We start from the raw sequence: 17910 nt of genomic DNA on the forward strand, positions 1-17910 counted from the left end.
CCGTCACTCGGCGGAGGCCGGCGCCGGCCGTCCGACCACCCGGCTCAGCACCCGCCCGAGCTGGTCGGCGGAATAGGGCTTGTGCAGCAGCTCGAAGCCGTGGGTGCCCTCCTGGGCCAGGACGTGGCTGTAGCCGGAGGTCAGCAGCACCGGCAGGTCCGGCAGCCGGCGCGCCAGCTCCTGGGCCAGCGCCAGGCCGCCCATGCCGGGCATGACCACGTCCGAGAACACGACCTCGAACCCGCCGCCGTCCCGGCCGAGCAGGTCGAGCGCCGCCTCGGCATTGGCCGCCCAGACGGTCTCGTAGCCGAGATCCTGCAGGATCTGGGTGGCGAACTGCCCGACCTCGACATTGTCCTCGACCACCAGGACCCGCTGCCCCGCGCCGAGGGGCAGGGTCGGCGCCGGGGCGGTCTCGGCCGCGTCGGTCGCGCGGTCCACGTCGACCTGCGGGAGATACAGGGTGAAGGTCGCCCCCTGCCTCGGCGCGCTGGTCACGTCGACGTTGCCGCCCGATTGCTTGGCGAAGCCGAACACCTGGGACAGGCCGAGCCCGGTGCCCTTGCCGACCTCCTTGGTGGTGAAGAACGGCTCGAACAGGCGGCCGAGATCGGCCTGCGAGATCCCAGCGCCGGTATCGGTCAGCGACACCGCCGCGAAGGCGGTGTCCGCCCCGGCATGGCCCCGGATCGCCGGCATGGTGCGGTTGCCCGCCAGCCGCAGGGTCAGGGTGCCCTCCCCGTCCATGGCGTCCCGGGCGTTGACCGCCATGTTGACCAGGGCGGTTTCGAACTGGCTCACATCGGCCCGGATGTAGCAGGGCTCGTCCGACACCTCGGCGACCACCCGGATCCGTGCGCCGATTACCGTGTCGAGCATGTCGGCGATGCCGCGGACCTTCTGGCCGACATGGAACACCTCTGGCTTCAGCGCCTGCCGGCGCGCGAAGGCGAGGAGCTGGCCGGTGAGCTTGGCGGCGCGGTCCACCGTGTCGGAGACGGCGTCGAGGTAGCGGGCCTTGCGCGCCTCCGGCAGGTCGGGCCGGCGCAGGAAGTCCACGGAGGAGCGGATGATGGTCAGCAGGTTGTTGAAATCATGCGCGACGCCGCCGGTGAGCTGGCCGACCGCCTCCATCTTCTGCGACTGGCGCAGGGCGTCCTCGGTCCGCATCAGCTCGCTGGTCCGCTCGGCGACGCGCTGCTCCAGCGTGTCGGTCAGGGTGCGCAGCATCATGATGGCGCGGTCGCGCTCGGCCTCGACGGCCCGGCGGTCCTCGACGTTGATCAGCACCCCCGGGAAGCTGAGCGGCGTCCCGTCCGGCGCGAGATCGACCCGGCCGTTGGCCTCGATCCAGTAATATTTTCCGTCGGTGCGCCGGACCCGGTACTGGTGCGCGTAGGCGCCGCCGCGGGCGATCACCTCGTTGATCGCCGCGATCAGGCCCTGCCGGTCCTCCGTATGGACCGTGGCGATCACCTGCTCCAGTCTGAGCCCGACCCGCCCGAGGGCCGGGTCGAGGCCGAAGCTGCGGGCGAAGGCCTCGTCCACCGTGAATTCGTCCGCCTGGAGATCCCACACCCAGGTGCCGATGATCGCGCCCGCCGACAGGGCGAGCTGGATGCGGTCGGCGTAGAGCTGGGCCAGCGCCTGGCTCGCCTTCAGCTGCTGCTCGGCGAGCACCCGCTCGGTGGTCTCGACCACGACGGCGATGACGCCGGCCGGCTGCCCGGCCTCGTCGAGCACCGGCGAGTAATCGAGATTCATCCAGACCTGCTCGGGCCGGCCGTAGCGGTGCAGGGTGAGTTCCTGGTCCTTGTAGGACAGCGTGCCGCCGGCGAGCCCCACCCGCATGACGTTGTCGTTGAAATCGGCGACCTCGGGCCAGCCCTCGCGCACCTTCGAGCCGAGGAGTTGCGGGTGCCGGCCGCCCGCGAAGGCCGAGTAGGCATCGTTGTAGATCATGATGCCGTCCGGCCCCCAGAGCAGCACGATCGGCACCGGCGACAGCAGCACGGTGCCGACCGCCGAGCGCAGGCTCTGGGACCAGGTGTCGATCGGGCCGAGCGGCGTGGTCGCCCAGTCATAGGCCCGGACGATCGCGCCGAGTTCGCCGCCCCCGGGCAGAAATGCGGCCGTGACGCTCATGGCTGGCTTGGCCGACGCGATCGCGCGGCCGCCCGCACCCGGTCGCGGGTCTCGCGGCCATGCAGTGCCGCCCACGATACGGGCTTCGGCAAGATCGATACAGGTCCGGGCATAGCCATGGGAGCGGCATCGCCTGTGGGGACAAGTCTTACAAGCATCCGGTCGGCCGTGCCGGCAAGTTTCCGTCCAGAGACACCATTCTGAGACCTGCCTGCCACAGTGCGGATCGGCGGCTCCGGATGGGATGCGGAGAGCCCTATGCCTGGAGCGAACGCGCATCCCGGCGTTTCGGTCGCAAAACTCGCCGGCTGTTCGGTGCCTTGACTGTGCCGGGGGCATCATGACCCCTGAGGGGAACGCCGCGCGGCCTGAACCGTCTTCTCTGGATGGCGGCCGCGCTTGCTGGTCGCCGGGCGCGTTCATAGATGGCGTCGATGACCCCGATTCCCTTCGACAACAGCTATGCCCGCCTGCCGGAGCGTTTTTACGCCGCCCGGGCACCGACGCCGGTGGCGGCCCCGCGGCTGATCCGGCTCAACCGGGCGCTCGCCGAAAACCTCGGCCTCGATCCGGACTGGCTCGCCGGCCCCGAGGGGGTGGCGGCGCTGGCCGGGAACCAGGTTCCCGAGGGCGCGACGCCCTTGGCCGCCGCCTATGCCGGGCACCAGTTCGGCCAGTTCGTGCCGCAGCTCGGCGACGGCCGGGCGATTCTCTTGGGCGAGGTGGTCGACCGGTCGGGACAGCGCCGCGACATCCAGCTGAAGGGATCGGGCCCGACGCCGTTCTCCCGGCGGGGCGACGGCCGCGCGGCGCTCGGGCCGGTGCTGCGTGAGTACCTCGTCAGCGAGGCCATGGCGGCGCTCGGCATCCCGACCACCCGGGCGCTCGCCGCCGTGGCGACGGGCGAGCCGGTGATACGCGAGACCCTCCTGCCCGGCGCCGTGCTGACCCGTGTGGCCGCGAGCCACATCCGGGTCGGCACCTTCCAGTTCTTCGCCGTCCGGGGCGATGTCGAGGGCCTACGGGCGCTCGCCGATCACGTGCTCGCCCGGCACTATCCCGAGGCGGCCGGCGCAGAGAAGCCCTATCGGGCGCTGCTCGAAGGCATCGTCGCCCGCCAGGCCGCCCTGGTGGCGCGCTGGCTGCTGGTCGGCTTCGTCCACGGGGTGATGAACACCGACAACATGTCGGTGGCCGGAGAGACGATCGATTACGGCCCCTGCGCCTTCCTGGACGCCTACGATCCCCGGACGGTGTTTAGCTCGATCGATCAGCACGGGCGCTACGCCTACGGCGAGCAGCCGCGCATCGCCCTGTGGAACCTGACGCGCCTGGCCGAGACCCTGCTGCCGCTGCTCGCCGCCGACGAGACCGAGGCGGTCGCCGAGGCCGAGGCCGCGCTCGCCGGCTACGCGCCGCGCTTCGAGGCCGCCTACCATGCCGGCCTCAACGCCAAGCTCGGGCTCACCGATCTCCGGGACGGCGACCCGGCGCTGGCGGGCGACCTCCTCAAGCGCATGGCCGAGAACCAGGCCGACTTCACCCGCACCTTCCGGGCCCTGTGCGCCGCCGCCGCGAACCCGGAGGCCGACAGCGCCGTGCGCGACCTGTTCGTCGATCCGACCGCCTACGACGCCTGGGCCCAGACCTGGCGCCAGCGCCTCGCCCAGGAGGCCCGCGACCCGGCCGCGACGGAGGCGGCGATGCGCCGAGCCAACCCGGCCTTCATCCCGCGCAACCATCGCGTCGAGGCGATGATCGCGGCGGCAGTCGACCACAACGATTTCGGGCCGTTCGAGGAGCTTTTGGCGGTGCTGTCGCGCCCCTACGACGACCAGCCCGCCATGGCCCACTACGCCGAGGCGCCCGAGGGCGGCGGAGTCGGCTACCGGACCTTCTGCGGCACCTGAGGCGGTCTCGCGCGGCCTCGGGCCATTTCGCTCAGCGCGTCGTGACGATGCAGCCGAGACCTTGGATCGGGACGGCAGGCGTTGCGACCGACTTCGCGGTCCCGGGCCTACGAAACGGGGCCCCTTTCCAGATGCGTGCAACCTTCCTGGAAGCTGACCCGGAATACCGCCACCGATGCGCCGCGCAGCGACACGGCCTCGTCGGACAGGGACGCTTCGCGCCGCCCTGTGCCAATAATTTTTGTTCAATCGACATAATTTCCAAGATCAGATCTCGATCAGATCGCGTTTGCTCATCGCTTGTAGAAGTCAGAGAGCGCAGACTTTGAGATCGCGTTCGACATTTTATTGATCGCATGGCACGTCTGTACGCCAGCGGATCACCCGCACGTCGCATCGGCGAAACGCGCACATCGGCCTGGATTTGCTTCCTAGAATGGGCTACCCGCCCGCCCGGGGCGGTAACGTGCCGCTCCGGGGCGTGGAAACCCCTTGTCTGACGGTTTGGTGCCAACCGCGATGGCACCGGAATCCTTGACCGCGTGGTCGGGGAGCCTGCGGCGTATGTCCAGGTGTTCCGACACTAAAGGTCGTAGGGACCGTTCAGACACGGTTTTCCAACTCCCCGACTAGGGTGGTTGAGGAGGCATGTCCGCGGGGACGCACCGCAGACATCGGCCTGTCGGCGAGGAAGCCCATGGGCTCCGACAATCCCGAGCTGCGCGCTCGCCAGCTTGCCGCCCTGCGGGCGGCCTACGAGGCAAGCGCGGGCCAGGCCGAGGACCGCACCGGCAGCGGCGTCGCCCTTCATGCGCGGGCCCTCCTGGGCCGGATCCTGGCCCTGCTGGGCGAGCTGAAGGAGCACGCCGACCCCCGACGCTGAGACACGGGGGCGCTTCCGCTTCGTGAAGCTCGATCCGCATCCGCGCGCCGCTGGGGACTAGCTCGGCGTCCCGGTCTGCATCGCGGTGAACGGCGGGAAACCCGGCGCCTGCGGCCCTCGGCCGACCGGAAGGATCCCCGATCGACTGACAACCGGTATGCACCTCTCGCTTGTCCCGCCCAGTTTCGATGCCTGACGAGCGTAGGCTTTCGCCCGGCAGCCGATCGCGTGACGGGCCGGTGCCGCGAAATTGCGATCCCGCGCGTTCACCCGCAGGCCTTGAACCCCGCGCGCAGGAGATCTGGCGATGCGAAGAATCGCGCAAGCCCTATGCCTTCTCTTCGAAGTATCGGCCTGGACCGGCACCACCCGAGCGCTCGCCGCCGAAGAGCCCGCGCAGGCACAGAACGACATGGCGCGCCCCGAACCGGCCCAGCCGCACCGGGTCGTCTTCTCCTGCCCCAGGGACCAGACCTTGAGCGTGGCGTTCGTCACTGTAGGCCAAGCGGAGCAAGCCGTTGTCCAGCCGCCGAGCGGCCCCAGCGTGACGCTCCCGATCAAGCCGAGCGGTTCCGGCTTCCGCTATGCGGACGAGACGCACGAATTGCGCGGCAAGGGCCAGGAGGTGATCTGGACCGACGCGTCCAAGCGCCCGATCGTGTGCACCGAGCAGATGTCGGCCCCCTCCGGCACGGCACCGCGATAGCGCTCCCCTCTGGCCGGCATGGGCGCGAACGTCTCTGCGCTCGCAGGCGGCATTAAACCACTTAGAACGGAGGCGTGCTTCTGATCGCCGCGAAGCTAAAAAACATCCATCGTAAGTATTTCACGTCAAAATATATAACTTAAACAAGCAACCACAAAGGCAATTTTGCAGATCTATCTGTCCTACATATCCCAAAAAATCTTTGACATAAAAACAACTTGCCCCGAACAGAAGGCGCATGCGATCCGGACGCCTCCGACGGCCCAGAATATGCGTCCTGAACCTTCAGAGACCTGACGATCTGCATGACGGACGCAATGATCATCTTCCACCGGGGTGTCACGGCCGGAATCATGCCCTGCAGGACACGCCGGCTCCCGGCAGCGGTGCGCTAGAAATGGGCGCCTCCCTCTCCGAACCGACCGACGTGGTCGTCATTGGCGCAGGAATCATCGGCCTGTCCGCCGCGCTCGCCCTGCGCGCCCGGGGCCTGTCCGTCATGGTGCTCGACCGCGAGGGCCCGGCAGCCGGGGCGAGCGCGGGCAATGCCGGGGCCTTCGCCTTCACCGACATCCTGCCCCTGGCCTCGCCGGGCACCCTGCGGAAGGCGCCGCGCTGGCTGCTCGACCCGCTCGGGCCGCTCTCGGTGCCGCCAGCCTACGCCCCGCGGATCCTGCCCTGGATGCTGCGCTTCTGGCGGGCCTGCGCGCCCGAGCGCGTCCGCCGGGCAACGGAAGCCCAGTCCGTGCTCATGGATCTGTCGCGGGCTGCGCTGGAGCCGTTTCTCGACGCCACGGGCACCCGGGCGATGCTGCGCACGGACGGCAATCTTCAGGTCTACGAAGGGCAGGCAGAGTTCGAGGCCACCCTGCCCGGCTGGCAGGTGCGGGCCGATCACGGCATCGCCTTCACGCATCTCGACGCCGCCGGCATGGCGGCGATCCAGCCCGGCCTGTCATCGCGCTTTACGCACGGGACGTTCACCCCCGGCTGGTTCTCGATCGCCGACCCGAAAGATTACGTGCTCGCCCTGGCCGAGCGCCTGCGGGCCGAGGGCGGCACGATCGAGCGCGCCGCCGTGACGGCGCTCCGGCCCACAGCGGACGGCGTCGCCCTGCTGACGCAAGCCGGGACCCGCCGGGCCGCCCAGGTGGTGGTCGCGGCCGGGGCGTTCTCGCACCGGATCGTCCGCAGCCTCGGCGAGCAGATCCCGCTGGAGACCGAGCGCGGCTACAACACGACCCTGCCCGCGGGCGCCCTCGACCTGCGCACGCAGATCACCTTCGGCGGCCACGGCTTCGTGGTGACGCGCCTGTCGTCCGGCATCCGGGTCGGCGGTGCGGTGGAACTCGGCGGCCTCGACCGGCCGCCGGATTTCCGGCGCTCGGCGGCGATGCTGCGCAAGGCGAAAAGCTTCCTGCCTGGCCTGAACACCGAGGGCGGCCGGCCCTGGATGGGGTTTCGCCCGTCGCTGCCCGATTCCCTGCCAGCGATCGGCCATGCTGCGGCCACGCGCCGGATCGTCTACGCCTTCGGGCACGGCCATCTCGGGCTGACCCAGTCGGCGGGTACCGCCCGCCTCGTCGCCGATCTCGTCACCGGCGCGCCGCCGGCGATCGACCTCGCGCCGTTCTCGCCCCAGCGCTTCCGATAGGGCTTTGACCATGGCCAACCACACCTTCTCCTGCCTCGACGGCCATACCTGCGGCAACCCGGTCCGCCTGGTCTCGGGCGGCGGCCCGATCCTCGAAGGCACGACCATGCTGGAGAAGCGCGCCCATTTCCTGCGCGCCTTCGACTGGATCCGCACCGGACTGATGTTCGAGCCGCGCGGCCACGACATGATGTCGGGCGCGATCCTGTATCCGCCGACCCGGCCCGATTGCGATGTCGCAATCCTGTTCATCGAGACCAGCGGCTGCCTGCCGATGTGCGGCCACGGCACAATCGGCACGGTCACGATGGCGATCGAGAACGGCTTGGTCACCTCGCGGGAGCCGGGCCGACTCGCCATCGATGCGCCGGCCGGCAAGGTGGACGTAACCTACCGGCAGGAGGGCCGCTTCGTGGAGGAGGTGCGGCTGCGCAACGTGCCGGGTTATCTCCACGCCGAAGGGCTGACCGCGCAGGTCGAGGGCTTCGGCGAGATCGCGGTGGACGTCGCCTACGGAGGCAATTTCTACGGAATCGTCGAGCCGCAAAAAAACTTCCGGGACATGGCCGACTATTCCGCCGGCGAGCTCATCGCCCTGTCGCCGCGCCTGCGGGCGGCGCTCAACGCCCAATACGATTTCGTCCATCCGGAGCACCCGGAGATCCGGGGCCTGTCCCACATCCTGTGGACCGGCGCGCCGCGCCATCCCGAGGCCCAGGCCCGCAACGCCGTGTTCTACGGTGACAAGGCGATCGACCGCTCGCCCTGCGGCACCGGCACCTCAGCCCGGATGGCGCAGCTCGCCGCCAAGGGCCGGCTGAAGGTCGGCGATGATTTCGTGCACGAATCGATCATCGGCTCTCTGTTCCGCGGCCGGGTCGAAGCTGCCACGACGCTGGGCGACAAGCCGGCAATCGTGCCTTCGGTGGCGGGCTGGGCGCGCCAGACCGGCATCAACACGATCTTCATCGACGATCGCGATCCGTTCGCACACGGCTTCGTCGTGGCGTAGCGCGGCGATTCGATAGGGGACGGCCGGCTTTCGGCAAAAAAGCGATTCCGATCGGAAGGGCACGAACGACGGCAACAGATCCCGCGAGGTGGCAAGCCCCCTCCGTCTCGTAGCGCGACCGCCCCCTCGAACCTGTGAGGGGGCGGTCGCCGTGTCCGGGGTCTGCCGAACGCGCCGGCCTATGGCGTGGGGATCAGAAATCCGCCCCCGCCGGGGCCGGGAGCGGGGTCTTATCCTTCGGCCGCTCGGTGATAAGGGCTTCCGTGGTGACGAGCAGGCCGGCCACCGAGGCCGCGTCCTGCAGGGCGGTGCGCACCACCTTGGCCGGATCGACGATGCCGGCCTCGATCAGGTCGCCGTAGACCTCGGTCTGCGCGTCGAACCCGTAAGTGTCGGAGCCGCTCTCGATGACCTTCGCGACCACGATCGAACCCTCGACGCCGGCATTGGCCGCGATCTGGCGGATGGGTGCTTCGAGGGCCTTGAGCACGATGGCGATGCCGGCCTTCACGTCGGCATTGTCGGTCTTGATGGCGGAGACCACCGCCTTGGCGCGCAGCAGCGCGGTGCCGCCGCCCGGGACGATGCCCTCCTCGATTGCCGCCCGAGTGGCGTTGAGCGCATCGTCGACCCGATCCTTCTTCTCCTTGACCTCGACCTCGGTCGCGCCGCCGACACGGATCACCGCGACGCCGCCCGCGAGCTTGGCCAGGCGCTCCTGGAGCTTCTCGCGGTCATAATCCGAGGTCGTCTCCTCGATCTGCGCCTTGATCTGCGCGATCCGGCCGGCGATGTCCGACTTGTCGCCGGCACCGTCGACGATCGTGGTGCTCTCCTTCTCGATGCGGACGCGCTTGGCCTGCCCCAGCTGGGGCAGCGTCACGTTCTCGAGCTTGATGCCGAGATCCTCCGAGATGGTCTGGCCCTTGGTGAGGATCGCGATGTCCTCTAGGATCGCCTTGCGGCGGTCGCCGAAGCCCGGCGCCTTCACGGCCGCGACCTTGAGGCCGCCGCGCAGCCGGTTCACCACCAGGGTCGCCAGAGCCTCGCCCTCGATATCCTCGGCGATGATCAGCAGCGGCCGGCCGGATTGCACCACCGCTTCCAGGATCGGCAGCAACGGCTGGAGGGTGGAGAGCTTCTTCTCGTGGATGAGGATGTACGGGTCCTCGAGCTCGGCGATCAGCTTCTCCGCGTTGGTGACGAAGTACGGGGAGAGGTAGCCGCGGTCGAATTGCAGGCCTTCGACCACGTCGAGTTCGGTCTCGGCGGTCTTGGCCTCTTCGACGGTGATCACGCCCTCGTTGCCTACCTTCTGCACAGCCTCGGCGATGAGCCGGCCGATCTCCTTGTCGCCGTTAGCCGAGATCGTGCCGACCTGCGCGATCGCGTCGGAGGCCGTCACCTTGCGGGCGCGCTCGGTGATGTCCTTCACGGCGGCGGCGGTGGCGAGGTCGATGCCGCGCTTCAGGTCGAGGGGGTTGAAGTTCGCGGCGACCGCCTTGGCGCCCTCGCGGACGATCGCCTGGGCCAGCACGGTGGCGGTGGTGGTGCCGTCGCCGGCCAGATCGTTGGTCTTCGAGGCGACCTCGCGCAGGAGCTGGGCGCCGAGATTCTCGAAGCGGTCCTCCAGCTCGATCTCCTTGGCGACGGTGACGCCGTCCTTGGTAATGCGCGGGGCGCCAAAGCTCTTCTCGATCACGACGTTGCGGCCCTTCGGACCGAGCGTGACCTTCACGGCATCGGCCAGGATATCGACCCCGCGCAGCAGCCGCTCGCGCGCATCGCCGGAAAACTTCACGTCCTTTGCAGCCATGTCCAATCTCCCAAGTCTAAGGTTGCGACGCCTGTTCAGGCCGCGATGACGCCGAGGATGTCGGATTCCTTGAGGATCAGGAGGTCTTCACCATCGACCTTGATCTCGGTCCCCGACCATTTGCCGAACAGGACGCGGTCCCCGGCTTTGACATCGAGCGGAGTCACGCGACCGGTTTCGTCGCGGGCGCCGGGGCCGACGGCGACGACCTCGCCCTCCTGCGGCTTCTCCTTGGCGGTGTCCGGAATGATGATGCCGCCCTTGGTCTTCTCGTCGCTCTCGACGCGGCGCAGCAGCACGCGATCGTGCAGGGGTCGAAGGGCCATCGGGATCGAATCTCCAGTCTGACGAGCCTCAGGCGCGCCCTGATCCCGGCGCGCCGACACCGAATAAGGTGTCCAGAGACGTTCTTTCTGTCAACGGAGATGTTCTTTTAAAAGAACGCGCTTCGGCAGAGTGTTCGAACAGCAAAGCCGATGGGACCGGAAATATTTTCCCGCAGCCGCCTCTACCCATGCACGCGGTTCGTGCCGCGCTTCACATCCGGATCTCGGAGCCTGTTCGACTGCGCGATCGCAATCGCATGGTAATCCTGCTCGACGGAGATCCCGATGCTGCCCTCATCGCTGAGGCGACACGCTGTGCCGCGGCCTCGAAGGAGGCTTCAGCGCAGCACGCCGGGCTGAGGATGAGGACGGGCCAGACCGTCGAACAAGCTCTCAGTGAAGCAAAAAATCTCCGGAGACGGCGCGCAGTTCGGCCGGCTTCAGGAGCTGGCAATGCATGACCTTCACGGAATGCACGGGGCCGTCGAGCTGGTCCTGCCAGAAGGCCAGGAACTTCTTCAGTTCGGGGAGATGGGGGAACAGGTCCAGCTGCTGCCAGACGAAGGTCTGGAGGAGATGCGGATAATCGGGGAGGTGATAAAAAATTTCCGCCGTGGTCAGACTGTAGCCTTCGATCCAGGAAGGACGCTTTTTCGAGGTCACCATCACCCAACTCACTGAAGCCGGTTGACCGAGACAGTAAGCTAACCCGAGCGATTTGCCGCCTCAAGGAAACGGTTCGCCATATTCCCGCGTGTCGACAGATGCTTGTGCCACCGGGAAGGCCCGGCGCACGGCCTCCGTCAGCCGGCGCGGAACTCCTCGACGATCTCCCGCTTGAGCCGGCCGAAGCGTTCGTCGGTCAGCAGCGCCGAATAGCGTCGCGACCGGCCGAACGGCACCGGGATCTCCCGGGCGACGCGGCCGGGCCGGCCGCTCAGGACGAGGATGCGGTCGGCCAGAAACAGCGCCTCCTCGATGTCGTGGGTGACGAACAGCACCGTCGCGCCCGTGGCCTCTCGGGCGATCAGCAATTGCTCCTGCATCCCGAGCCGCGTCTGGGCGTCCAGCGCGCCGAAGGGCTCGTCCATGAGCAGGATGCGCGGCTCCGAGATCCAGGCCCGGGCGATGGCCGCCCGCTGCCGCATGCCGCCGGACAGCTCGTAGGGGGCGTGGTTCTCGAAACCGTCGAGGCCCATCAGGGCGATCAGCCGGGCCGCCCGGGGACGGTAGAGCGCGGCCGGCACGCCGGCGAGGCGGGGCGCGAAGGTGATGTTGTCGAGCACCGAGAGCCAGGGGAACAGCAACGCCTCCTGGAACACGATGCCCCTATCCGGCCCGGGCTCCCGGACCGGACCGCCCTCGACGCGGATGCGCCCTGCGCTGGGCTGCTCGAAGCCGCAGAGCAGATCCAGCACGCTGGACTTGCCGCAGCCGCTGGGTCCCAGCAGGCAGACGAACTCGCCTTCCCGGATCGCGAAGGAGAGGTGCTCCAGGGCCGCGGTGACGCGCCCCGTCCGCCCGTCGACGAAGCGCTTCGCCACATCCTCCACGACGATCAGCGGGTCAGGCGACGGCGGCGGCCGGGTGGCCTGAAGGTCGGGCGGTAGGATGTGCACGGTCACGGATCAGCTCCTGCCGGCCCAGGGCGTGGCCCAGCGCTGGAGCCCGACGAGGGCGAGATCGAGGGCGTAGCCGGTGGCGCCGAGAAGCACGATGCCGAGCATGACCACGTCGGTGCGCAGATAGGCGCCGGCATTGACGACCATCCAGCCCAGGCCCGCTTCGGAGGCGATCATCTCGGCGGCGATCAGGGTGGTCCAGCCGATGCCGAAGGCGAGCCGAACGGTCACGAACAGGTCGGGCAGGATCGCCGGCAGGATCACGAACCGGAACATCGTGAAGCCGCGCGCACCCAGGGCACGGGCGGCGCGCAATTGCTGTCGCCGAACCTGGCTCACGGCGGCCGCCGCCCCGACGACGATCGTCAGGACGGTGGACAGGTAGATCAGCAGGATCTTCGAGGTCTCGCCGATGCCGAACCAGAGCACCACCAGGGGGATCAGGGCGAGCTTCGGCAGCGGGCGCAGGAACTGGACGAACGGGTCGATCAGCGCGCCGAAGACCGGCGCCATGCCCATGGCGATGCCGAGCGGGATGCCGATGACGATCGCCGCGCCGAAGCCGGCGAGCGACCGCGCGAGGCTGAGCAGCACATGGTCCCAGAGGGGCGTCTGCCGGTAGCCGTCGCGCATCAGGTCCGCCGCCGTCGCGAAGATCTCCGAGGGCGGCGGCACGAGCAGCGCATCGACCAGCGACAGGCGGGAGGCCGCCTCCCAGACCAGGAGCATCAGCAGCACCGACACCGCACCCAGCAGGGCGCGGTGGGGAAGCGAGAGCCGGCTCACGCGGGAAAGGCGCGGTTGAGCAAATCGTAGTTCACGAACGGCCCGAAGGAGGCCGGGATGCCGCCGCGCTTGATCTCGCCGGTCTCCGCCAGGAAGTCGGCGGTGTCCGAGAGCGCCTTGAGGAACGGCGCGTCGCTCGCCTTGGCCGTGCGGCCCCAGTATTTCGGGCCGAGCTGCTCCTGGAACGTCGGATAGGACAGGCCGACCAGCGTGTCCCGGACAGCCTCGAAGGGCGCGCCGAAATCCTCGGCCAGGGTTCGGGCCACGCCCTCGGGATCCGCCCTGTAGCGCTCGAACTGGGCCTGCACGGTGCGCAGCCACGTGACCACGGTCTCGGGGTAGCGCTGGGCGAAGTCCGTCCGCACCACCGCGGAGTTCCAGAAGAAGAAGCCGTGCGGCTGGAGATCGCCTGAGACCAGGAGCTGTTTTCCGCCCGAGCCGAGCAGGTCGCCCCAGAACGGCCCGTTGATGTAGGTGCCGTCGATGTCGCCGCGCTTCCAGGCGGCGATCGTCTCGGGCTGGCCGAGGGGCAGGCGCTTGACCTTCGCAGGATCGAGCCGGTTGATCCGGATCACCGCCTCCAGGGCGAAGGCCATGGTGGAGGACGGCGCCACGGCAATGCGCTTGCCCTCGAGCTGCTTGACCTCCGTGATCTCGGGCTTGACCACGAGGCGTTCGCTGGTCGCCACCACCTCCGGCGAGCCGAGGATCTGGATCGGCAGCCCGCGAGAGATGCCCGCCGCGATCGGGGTGCTGCCGAAGATCGCGAGGTCGAGCTTCCCGGCGGCGAGCAGTTGCAGTGCCGGCCCGCCCGACGGAAACGGGATCCACTCGACCCGCGTGCCGAGGGCGGTCTCGAACGCGCCGTCATGCTTGCCGATCACCCAGGCCCGGGGCGCCGTGAGGTAACCGATCCGGACGACAGAAGGCTTCGCACCCTGCTGAGCGCCGCCGGTGCCCGGAAGGGTCACGGTCCCGAGCGCGCCCGCGCCGAGCGCCAGCACGCGCCGGCGGGACAGATTCATGCGATCACGTGTCATGGGGAGCTGCCTTGGATGCGCAAGCGCGTCTGTCCGTTGAGGCCGGGGTCTCGGAAGGCGCGAAAAAACCGGAATGCCGACGCTCGACCGGCTGCTTTCAGCAATCCCGATCCTGCAATCGGTTGAGCCCGAAGAAAGGGGCCTTGCTGCGGAAGAAAGCGCGGGGAGGCATCGGCGGCATTCTCGCCCAACCACCCCCCAGGTCAACAGAATGTGTTCTTCGTATCAAACGACCAAGCTGAAAATCTCTGTCCCGTCCGGACATACATTTGGCATGTCCTTCTTCCAGCGCCACGTTACGGTGCGGACGCGGATCTGTGCCGTCGTTGAGTCGTCAAACCTCACCGATAACTCCACCGCCGGATGATCTTAGCGACACCGATCACATCAATGCGATCATACAACTGAGAAGCACAGTGATCCTATAACCGGCTCCTGTCGCCTATTGGAAGAAAATTGCCGGCGAAGCCAAGCGCCGGGAACGTGATAATCTGCGCCCCCCGTCCACAGAGGTACCGGTTTTGCCCACGGATCGTATCGTCCTGACCGAGAATATCGCCGCCACGGCCCGTCAGGTTTTCGCGCAGGCGGGCCTCGACGCTGTGCAGCAGCTGTCGCACGCCATCGGCGTCGCCGATGCGCCGCGCATCGCCGACACCAACGTGCTCGGGATCCGCTCGCGGACGAAGATCACCCCCGAACTTCTCGACGCGCTGCCCAACCTGACCGCGATCGGCTGCTTCAGCGTCGGCACCAATCAGGTCGATCTCGAGAGCGCCCGCGCCCGCGGCTTGCCGGTCTTCAACGCGCCGTTCTCGAACACGCGCAGCGTCGCCGAACTGACGATCGGCGAGATCGTCATGCTGCTCCGGCGCATCCTGCCCCGCTCGGCCTCCGCCCACGAGGGCGGATGGGACAAATCGGCCTCGGGATCCTTCGAGGTCCGCGGCAAGACCTTGGGAATCGTCGGCTACGGCAATATCGGCTCGCAGCTGTCCAATCTCGCCGAAGCGATGGGCATGCGGGTCATCTTCCACGACCTGACCGACAAGCTCCGCCACGGCAACACCGAGCCCGTGGACAGCCTGGACAGCCTGCTCGCCGCCAGCGATGTCGTCAGCCTGCACGTCCCGGAAACGCCTGCGACGCACGGGCTCATGAGTGCGGACCGCATCCGGTCCATGAAACCCGGAGCCTATCTGATCAACAACAGCCGCGGCACGGTGGTGGATCTGGAGGCTCTGGCGCAGGCGTTGCGGGACGGCCGTCTCGGCGGCGCGGCGATCGACGTCTTCCCGGTCGAGCCAAAATCCAACGCAGAGCGCTTCGTCTCGCCGCTCCAGGGCCTCCCGAACGTCATCCTCACCCCGCATATCGGCGGGTCCACCGAGGAAGCGCAGGACCGCATCGGCGCGGAGGTCGCCCGCAAGCTGGTCGATTACGCGCAGACCGGCTCCACCCTCGGCGCCGTGAATTTCCCGCAGGTGCAATTGCCGCCGCGCCTGTCCGGTGCGCGCTTCCTCCACGTGCACCGGAACGTGCCGGGCGTGCTCGGCAAGATCAACGCGATCTTCTCGGGACGCGCGCTCAACATCGATGCGCAATACCTGCAGACCGACGGCGATTTCGGCTACGTCGTCGTGGACGCGTCGGTGCAGCTGCCGGAGGCGGACGCGGTTCTCCAGGCGCTTCGGAGCATCGACGGCACCGTGCGCGCGCGGCACCTCGCGCAACGGGCGGCCTGAGCGGCGCGGGCCAAAACCCGTCTTTCCGCGACCGCGGCCCGTATTCGACGGGGCTCTGAAGCTTTGCTTTCCTGAATTCAAAATTTCTGGCAGCCTACGAGGCCTCGAACGCTGGCAGATTCGTTCTTGCCGGCGGTCGAAACCGGGATCGTTCGTCGCCGCGCTTTGGCCGTCCTCGGCTGGCGCCGGGCGACGGCCAAGGGAGTATCCGCGTATGCCGCTTCCGCCGTCGGGGCCACGCTCGACCCTGGCCTCCCTCGCCATCATCGGCGCCGTTTGCATCGGCGCCACCGGGGCGTTCGCCTACACGGCAGGTTGGCTCTCGCCCGACCGCCTGACGCCCACGAAGCTCGTCGACGCCCTCGCGCCGCCGACGGGGCCGGTTCCCGGGTATCGACGCAACCACGCCAAGGGCATCTGCTTCACGGGCGTCTTCGAGGCCAACGGCAACGGTGCCGCGCTCTCACGCGCCAAGGCCTTCGCAACCGGGCGCCATCCGGCCCTGGGGCGGTTCAACCTCGGCACCCCCAATCCCGGCGCGGCGGACGCCACCGTCAGGGTGCGGGGCTTAGGCCTGCAGATCGCGACGGACGATGGCGCCGTGTGGCGCGCCGCCATGATCAACGCGCCGGTCTTCCCGGTCGCCACCCCGGCGGCGTTTTACGAGCTCCTGCGGGTCCCGGCGAGCAAGGAGCCGAACGCAATGGCGACCTTCGTCGCCGCGCATCCGGAATTCGCCCCGTTCGGCGCCTGGGCCAAGAGCCCCGACTGGACCGCGAGCTACGCGCAGGAGCCCTACAACGGCCTCAACGCCTTCCTGTTCACCAACGCGTCCGGCACGGAGCAGGCGGTGCGCTGGTCGTTCCGTCCGCAGGCGCAGGCCGAGCGGATCACGCCCGAGGACCTCGCCAAGCGCGGCGAGGCCTATCTGGAGCGGGAGATCACCGAGCGGGTCGCGGCCGCGCCGCAGCGCTGGAGCCTGATCCTCACGGTCGCCGACCCCGGCGACCCGACCGCGGATCCGAGCCGCGCCTGGCCGGAGGGACGGCGCAGCGTCGAGGCCGGCACCCTGGTGGTCGAGCGCATCGAGCCCGAGGCGGACGGCCCGTGCCGCGACATCAACTTCGATCCGACAATCCTACCGGACGGCATCCGGGTCTCCGACGACCCATTCCCGGCGGCGCGCTCGGCGGCCTACGCGCGATCCTACGATCTGCGCACCGCGGAGGCGAAGGATTATCCCAAGCGCACCTCGGAGGCGGGGCGATGACGACCGACCGGAAGCGCTTCACGGGCGGCCAGAGGCTCCTGCACTGGGCGATGGCCGTGTGCATCATCGCGATGTTCTTCATCGGGGTCGGCATGGTTTCGACGATCATGCCGACATACGTGCCGCTGCTCGCGACCCATAAGACCCTGGGTGTCGCGATCTTCGTCCTCGCCCTGGTCCGGCTGGCGGTGCGGGCGCGAAGCGGGACGCCGCCCCTGCCGGCCGACCTGCCGGCTCCGATGAGGCTCGCCGCGCACCTGTCCCATTACGGGCTCTACGGGCTGATGTTCGCGATGCCGCTGCTCGGATGGGCGATGCTCTCGGCTGGCGCCTACCCGGTCGTGCTCTACGGCGACATCCGGCTGCCCGCGATCCTACCGCAGAACGCCGCGCTCCATACGCTGCTCTGGAACGCGCATTCCTACCTCGCCTTCGCGTTCTTTGCCCTGGTGCTGACCCATGTCGCGGCGGCGCTGTTCCACGCGCTGGTGCGCCGGGACGGCGTGTTCGAGGCGATGGCCCCCGTCGGATCGCGGAGCGGCACGCCGTCCCGGTGAGCCGGCGTCCGGCGGTCGGGACGAGGCTCTAGTGGTCGAAATCTGACGGATCAAACCCATGCTCTGGGTCAACTTCCGGCCCATGGCAGACAGTTAGGGTCTGCGTGCAGTGTGCTTACGCCGTTCTCTCATGGTCAGGATAATGCTGACAATTAGTGCTCCAATTGCCAAAAACCAGAAGAGCAAGATAATGTAAGCGGTAGCCGTTGCGCCGATGCACTCACTTTCGTTTATGCGGCAACTCTGTTGAACTCCCCCGTAGAGAAAATACGCAGCCATAGCAACTATAACGCCGTCGAAGGCGACAGTGGGTAGAACCGGCCATCTGTAACGCAGTCCGATAGCGGATGCGAGGATCAGGACCGGCGGCGCAACGAGCACAGACAGAGCTTCGAACATAATCTTCCTTAAAAGAGCGAATAATTGCTTTCCACCCTT

At 68.3% G+C, this 17910-nt stretch carries 15 protein-coding genes and 1 pseudogene; 8 read left to right on the forward strand and 8 right to left on the reverse strand.

Annotated elements, in window-relative coordinates; genetic code table 11:
* Positions 1-3: 3 nt before the first annotated feature.
* Positions 4-1680 (reverse strand): PAS domain-containing hybrid sensor histidine kinase/response regulator, encoded by a 1677-nt coding sequence (locus tag BM228_RS04775; protein WP_425284904.1) that lies wholly within the window; start codon positions 1678-1680, stop codon positions 4-6.
* Positions 1672-2568, reverse strand: a pseudogene (locus BM228_RS36060) (PAS domain-containing protein); the annotation flags it as partial. The pseudogene BM228_RS36060 and the gene BM228_RS04775, both read right to left, overlap by 9 nt.
* A gap of 11 nt (positions 2569-2579) precedes the next feature.
* Between BM228_RS36060 and BM228_RS04780 the strand changes: the two are divergent.
* From BM228_RS04780 to BM228_RS04800, 5 genes are all read left to right on the forward strand, one after another.
* Complete coding sequence (locus BM228_RS04780; RefSeq protein WP_092037681.1) at positions 2580-4055, forward strand: protein adenylyltransferase SelO; 1476 nt, start codon at positions 2580-2582, stop codon at positions 4053-4055.
* Between the two features lie 697 nt (positions 4056-4752).
* The gene (locus BM228_RS04785) at positions 4753-4938 is read left to right on the forward strand and encodes a hypothetical protein (RefSeq protein WP_092037682.1); all 186 of its coding nucleotides are present in this window, start codon (positions 4753-4755) and stop codon (positions 4936-4938) included.
* A 307-nt stretch (positions 4939-5245) separates the two neighbouring features.
* Positions 5246-5644 carry an MliC family protein gene (locus tag BM228_RS04790; protein ID WP_092037684.1) on the forward strand — a complete coding sequence of 133 codons (399 nt, stop codon included), beginning with the start codon at positions 5246-5248 and terminating at the stop codon, positions 5642-5644.
* Between the two features lie 397 nt (positions 5645-6041).
* On the forward strand, positions 6042-7298 hold the full coding sequence (locus BM228_RS04795; protein ID WP_092037685.1) for an NAD(P)/FAD-dependent oxidoreductase: 1257 nt from the start codon (positions 6042-6044) through the stop codon (positions 7296-7298).
* Positions 7299-7308: 10 nt separating this feature from the next.
* Positions 7309-8310, forward strand: coding sequence for a 4-hydroxyproline epimerase (locus BM228_RS04800; protein ID WP_092037687.1), 1002 nt, complete (start codon positions 7309-7311; stop codon positions 8308-8310).
* A 193-nt stretch (positions 8311-8503) separates the two neighbouring features.
* On the opposite strand, the gene groL is transcribed toward BM228_RS04800, so the two are convergent.
* The 6 genes from groL to BM228_RS04830 all read right to left on the reverse strand — a co-directional run bounded on the left by groL (position 8504) and on the right by BM228_RS04830 (position 13885).
* The gene (gene groL / locus BM228_RS04805; protein ID WP_092037688.1) at positions 8504-10126 is read right to left on the reverse strand and encodes a chaperonin GroEL; all 1623 of its coding nucleotides are present in this window, start codon (positions 10124-10126) and stop codon (positions 8504-8506) included.
* A gap of 35 nt (positions 10127-10161) precedes the next feature.
* Positions 10162-10452 (reverse strand): co-chaperone GroES, encoded by a 291-nt coding sequence (gene groES, locus BM228_RS04810; protein WP_092037690.1) that lies wholly within the window; start codon positions 10450-10452, stop codon positions 10162-10164.
* Between the two features lie 393 nt (positions 10453-10845).
* Positions 10846-11118, reverse strand: a complete 273-nt coding sequence (locus BM228_RS04815) for an usg protein (protein WP_092037691.1) — start codon at positions 11116-11118, stop codon at positions 10846-10848.
* A 137-nt stretch (positions 11119-11255) separates the two neighbouring features.
* Positions 11256-12077, reverse strand: a complete 822-nt coding sequence (locus BM228_RS04820; protein ID WP_208611980.1) for an ABC transporter ATP-binding protein — start codon at positions 12075-12077, stop codon at positions 11256-11258.
* A gap of 3 nt (positions 12078-12080) precedes the next feature.
* Positions 12081-12860, reverse strand: coding sequence for an ABC transporter permease (locus BM228_RS04825; protein WP_208611981.1), 780 nt, complete (start codon positions 12858-12860; stop codon positions 12081-12083).
* Entirely contained in the window at positions 12857-13885 is a 1029-nt protein-coding gene (locus BM228_RS04830; protein WP_167367650.1) for a taurine ABC transporter substrate-binding protein, read from the reverse strand. The genes BM228_RS04825 and BM228_RS04830 overlap by 4 nt, the downstream gene beginning before the upstream one ends.
* Before the next feature lie 536 nt (positions 13886-14421).
* Here BM228_RS04830 and serA point away from each other — a divergent pair.
* The 3 genes from serA to BM228_RS04845 all read left to right on the forward strand — a co-directional run bounded on the left by serA (position 14422) and on the right by BM228_RS04845 (position 17472).
* Positions 14422-15645 carry a phosphoglycerate dehydrogenase gene (gene serA, locus BM228_RS04835; protein WP_092037695.1) on the forward strand — a complete coding sequence of 408 codons (1224 nt, stop codon included), beginning with the start codon at positions 14422-14424 and terminating at the stop codon, positions 15643-15645.
* 214 nt (positions 15646-15859) lie between these two features.
* Complete coding sequence (locus BM228_RS04840; protein ID WP_092037697.1) at positions 15860-16915, forward strand: catalase family peroxidase; 1056 nt, start codon at positions 15860-15862, stop codon at positions 16913-16915.
* Entirely contained in the window at positions 16912-17472 is a 561-nt protein-coding gene (locus BM228_RS04845; RefSeq protein WP_092037699.1) for a cytochrome b, read from the forward strand. The genes BM228_RS04840 and BM228_RS04845 overlap by 4 nt, the downstream gene beginning before the upstream one ends.
* Positions 17473-17910: the final 438 nt, after the last annotated feature.

The organism is Methylobacterium pseudosasicola (assembly GCF_900114535.1).
Taxonomy (GTDB): Bacteria; Pseudomonadota; Alphaproteobacteria; order Rhizobiales; family Beijerinckiaceae; genus Methylobacterium; species Methylobacterium pseudosasicola.

Bases quoted from the DNA above. Each gene is read 5' to 3' on its own strand.
- BM228_RS04780 (WP_092037681.1), top strand. From the start codon at position 2,580: ATGACCCCGATTCCCTTCGACAACAGCTATGCCCGCCTGCCGGAGCGT.
- groL (WP_092037688.1), bottom strand. From the start codon at position 10,126: ATGGCTGCAAAGGACGTGAAGTTTTCCGGCGATGCGCGCGAGCGGCTG.
- BM228_RS04795 (WP_092037685.1), top strand. From the start codon at position 6,042: ATGGGCGCCTCCCTCTCCGAACCGACCGACGTGGTCGTCATTGGCGCA.
- BM228_RS04790 (WP_092037684.1), top strand. From the start codon at position 5,246: ATGCGAAGAATCGCGCAAGCCCTATGCCTTCTCTTCGAAGTATCGGCC.
- BM228_RS04785 (WP_092037682.1), top strand. From the start codon at position 4,753: ATGGGCTCCGACAATCCCGAGCTGCGCGCTCGCCAGCTTGCCGCCCTG.
- groES (WP_092037690.1), bottom strand. From the start codon at position 10,452: ATGGCCCTTCGACCCCTGCACGATCGCGTGCTGCTGCGCCGCGTCGAG.
- BM228_RS04840 (WP_092037697.1), top strand. From the start codon at position 15,860: ATGCCGCTTCCGCCGTCGGGGCCACGCTCGACCCTGGCCTCCCTCGCC.
- BM228_RS04815 (WP_092037691.1), bottom strand. From the start codon at position 11,118: ATGGTGACCTCGAAAAAGCGTCCTTCCTGGATCGAAGGCTACAGTCTG.
- BM228_RS04800 (WP_092037687.1), top strand. From the start codon at position 7,309: ATGGCCAACCACACCTTCTCCTGCCTCGACGGCCATACCTGCGGCAAC.
- BM228_RS04845 (WP_092037699.1), top strand. From the start codon at position 16,912: ATGACGACCGACCGGAAGCGCTTCACGGGCGGCCAGAGGCTCCTGCAC.
- BM228_RS04830 (WP_167367650.1), bottom strand. From the start codon at position 13,885: ATGAATCTGTCCCGCCGGCGCGTGCTGGCGCTCGGCGCGGGCGCGCTC.